We start from the raw sequence: 2,983 nt of genomic DNA, 5'->3' as shown, positions 1-2,983 counted from the left end.
GTCGTGCCCGTTCTCGTCCTGGCCGGTGAGCACGACCGGGTCGAGCCCGAGGGTGTTCTGCGGGAGAACCTGCTGCCCCACCTCCCCCACGCCCGGCTCGACATCGTGCCCGGGAGCGGGCACCTGCTTCCGCTGGAGGCCCCGGGCGCGGTGGCCGAGGCCCTGGAGGACTTCAGCGCCGGCCTCACCCCGTACCCGGCCGGGCGCGTCGCGTAAGAAGGACGGGCTACTCGGCGGGGCTGGCCAGGCGCAGGTCCGTGCCCTCGGCGCGGATGCCGTCGGCGGCGGCCTGGGCGAGGGCGGAGTCGGTGACGACGACGTCGAACGAGCCCAGCGGCGCCACCTTGTACATCCCGAAGGTGCCGTACTTCGACGACCCGGCGACCAGGACCGACTGGGCGGCGGCGGCCATCGCCTCGCGCTTGACGTCGATCTTGCGCTCCGAGGGTGTCGTCACGCCGCGCAGCAGGTCCCACGAACTGGTGCTGACGAACGCGATGTCGAAGGCCAGGCTGCGCACGGTGGCCGCGGCGAGCGGACCGACGGTGGAGCGGTTGTCCGGCTCGACCGACCCGCCGACGTGGACGACGTCGATGTGCCGGAAGCGCGCGAGGTGTTCGACGGTGGTGAAGTCGTTGGTCACCGCCGTCAGACCGCCGTACTCGGCGAGTACGGGCACCATGGCGAGCACCGTGGTGCCCGCGTCGAGGTAGACGGTCATGCCCTCGCGCACCAGGGTGGCCGCCTCGCGCGCCATCGCCTGCTTCTGCGGCTGCTCGGTCAGCGCCTTGTCGGTGAAGCTGGGTTCCGACCGTATCCCGCTGGCGATGCGCACACCGCCGGGGACGGAGTAGACGAGCCCCTGCTCTTCGAGTTCCGCGATGTCGCGGCGAACCGTCATGTGCGAGACACCGAACAGCTGCGTGATCTGCTGGACGCTCAGGACACCCTCGTGGCGGAGGTGCTTCAGCAGCATTTCGCGCCGCTGATCCGGGATCAGCGGAGGCCTTTCCGGTGCGGACATCGCTCGCGTTCTCCATCCCGTCGTGATGGCCCGGCGGCCACCTGGTGTGCGGTTGATCCCCGGTCGGCGGCGGGGCCGGCGCGGTGTGGCGCCGGGCCCCGCGACGTGCCACGCATCAGTGCACCAGCGTACTGAGCAGCAGGATGCCACCCAGACTCAGAACCGACTGCAAGGACAGCATGAGGGTCCAGGTCCTGAAGGTCTGCCCGATGCTGAGCTGGAAGTACTCCTTGAAGAGCCAGAATCCGGAGTCGTTGACGTGCGAGAGCAGTACGGAGCCGGACGCCGTCGCCAGTACCAGGAGTTCCGGGGAGAGCCCGTGGTACGCCCCCATGAGAGGGGCCACGATGCCGGCCGCCGTGACCGTCGCGACGGTGGCCGAGCCCAGGCAGACGCGCAGCAGTGCCGCGATGCCCCAGGCCAGGATCAGCGGAGAGATCGACCAGTGCACGGCGTTGGAGGAGATCACGCGCCCCACGCCGGTCGCGGTGAGCATCTCGCTGAGCGCGCCGCCCGCGCCGAGGATGAGGATGATGTTGCCCGCGGGGCCCAGCCCCCGGGCCGCCATCTTCTGTACCTGGCCCACGTCGAAGCCGGACCGCAGCCCGAGGGCGAAGTACGCGAACACGACGGCGGCCAGCAGGGAGAGCACCGGGTTGTCGAAGCACTCGAAGGCGGTGTGTTCCCAGGAACCGCCCGCCGCCCGGCTCTTGCCCAGGGTGCCGATCAGCATCAGGACGGCGGGCAGCAGAACGGTGGCCATCGCGAGGCCCAGGGAGACGGGCCGCCCCTCGCGGCGCGGTTCGACCGTCCCCTCGGGCGCGGGCCCCTTGGAGAGGTCGGGCGCGGGGCCGAACCAGCGGCTCGCCACCCGGGTCAGCAGCGGGCCGTTGATGACCGCGATCGGAATGCCGATGCACAGGCCGTAGAGCAGGGTCAGGCCGGTGTTGGCGTGGTACGTCCCGATCGCCGCCGTGGGCGAGGGGTGCGGGGGCAGCAGGCCGTGCGAGATGTAGAGGCCGGCCGCCATGGGCAGGCCCACGTACAGCAGATGGGAGCCCGTGCGCCGGGCCGTCGCGTACACCAGCGGCACCAGCATCACGAAACTGACGTCGAAGATGTGGGGCATGCCGATGAGCAGGGCCGCCGCGGTCATGGCGGCGGGAACCCACGCGATCGGCCGTGCGCCGAGGAACGAGGTGGCGATCCGGTCGGCGCCGCCGGAGCCGAGCAGGATGCCGCCGAGAATGGTGCCGAGGCCGATGATGGGGCCGACGTCGCCGAGCGAGCCGCCGAAGCCGCTCTCGTAGTGGTCGACGACCCCGCCGGGGCCGATGCCGTTCGCGAGGCCGAGCCCCAGCGCGGCGACGGACAGGGCCAGGAACGGGTGCAGCTTCGCCTTGGTGATGAGCACGACCAGGACGACGATGGCCGCCGCCGCCAGGACCACGTGCTGTACGTCGGGGCTCATGAGCGTATGCCTTCGCGTCGGCCGGCTCCGGTGAGCGCTTCCCGGCCGTTGCCCTCGGTGTCGGCATCCTCGGTGTCGGCGCCCTCGGTCCACGCCCGGGCCAGGTCCGGGTCGTGGTCCGTGAGGTCGCCGATCCTCAGCAGGTCGCCCTCGGCCACCGGGCGGGCCAGCCGGGCGCCCGCCGCCAGGTAGAGCGGCGCCGTGTCGGCCGGGGCGTCCTCGTCGCGCAGGAGTACGGCCCGTACGCCGGTGACGTCGTGGTGGTGTCCGCCCATCGAGAGTTCGGTGCCGGCCGGCAGGGCGCGCTCGGCCCGGCCCGCCAGGACGGCGCTGCGCCGGGGGCGTTCGCCGCCGGAGGTGGGGGGGGGGGGGCCCCCCCCCCCCCGCCGCGGGGGGGGGGGGGGCGGGGGGCCGCCCGCACCTGCCGGAGGTTCTCCTGGAGTTCGGCGGGCGTCGGGTCCTCCATCCACAGCAGCCGCAGGTCTTCG

At 72.5% G+C, this 2,983-nt stretch carries 3 protein-coding genes and 1 pseudogene; 1 reads left to right on the top strand and 3 read right to left on the bottom strand.

Annotated elements, in window-relative coordinates:
- Positions 1 to 216, top strand: a 216-nt coding sequence (locus tag LCE31_RS21905; RefSeq protein WP_225016718.1) for an alpha/beta fold hydrolase, incomplete at its 5' end; no start/stop codon positions are given.
- 10 nt (positions 217 to 226) lie between these two features.
- Here the strand turns inward: LCE31_RS21905 and LCE31_RS21900 are convergent.
- The 3 genes and pseudogenes from LCE31_RS21900 to LCE31_RS21890 form a co-directional block, all read right to left on the bottom strand.
- Complete coding sequence (locus LCE31_RS21900) at positions 227 to 1,024, bottom strand: DeoR/GlpR family DNA-binding transcription regulator (RefSeq protein ID WP_225016717.1); 798 nt, start codon at positions 1,022 to 1,024, stop codon at positions 227 to 229.
- A gap of 115 nt (positions 1,025 to 1,139) precedes the next feature.
- A complete protein-coding gene (locus tag LCE31_RS21895; protein WP_225016716.1) occupies positions 1,140 to 2,495 on the bottom strand; it encodes a GntT/GntP/DsdX family permease in 1,356 nt (451 codons plus the stop codon).
- Positions 2,492 to 2,851 (bottom strand): annotated as a pseudogene (locus tag LCE31_RS21890) (hypothetical protein); the annotation flags it as partial. The pseudogene LCE31_RS21890 and the gene LCE31_RS21895, both read right to left, overlap by 4 nt.
- Positions 2,852 to 2,983: the final 132 nt, after the last annotated feature.

The sequence above is a fragment of the Streptomyces sp. 8L genome (assembly GCF_020176795.1).
Classification (GTDB): Bacteria; Actinomycetota; Actinomycetes; order Streptomycetales; family Streptomycetaceae; genus Streptomyces.
The sequence above is the reverse complement of the archived record's forward strand: the minus strand, read 5'-3'. Positions and strand labels throughout refer to the sequence as shown.

Excerpts from the sequence above, each read along its gene's own strand:
- LCE31_RS21895 (WP_225016716.1), bottom strand. The coding sequence starts at position 2,495 with ATGAGCCCCGACGTACAGCACGTGGTCCTGGCGGCGGCGGCCATCGTC.
- LCE31_RS21900 (WP_225016717.1), bottom strand. The coding sequence starts at position 1,024 with ATGTCCGCACCGGAAAGGCCTCCGCTGATCCCGGATCAGCGGCGCGAA.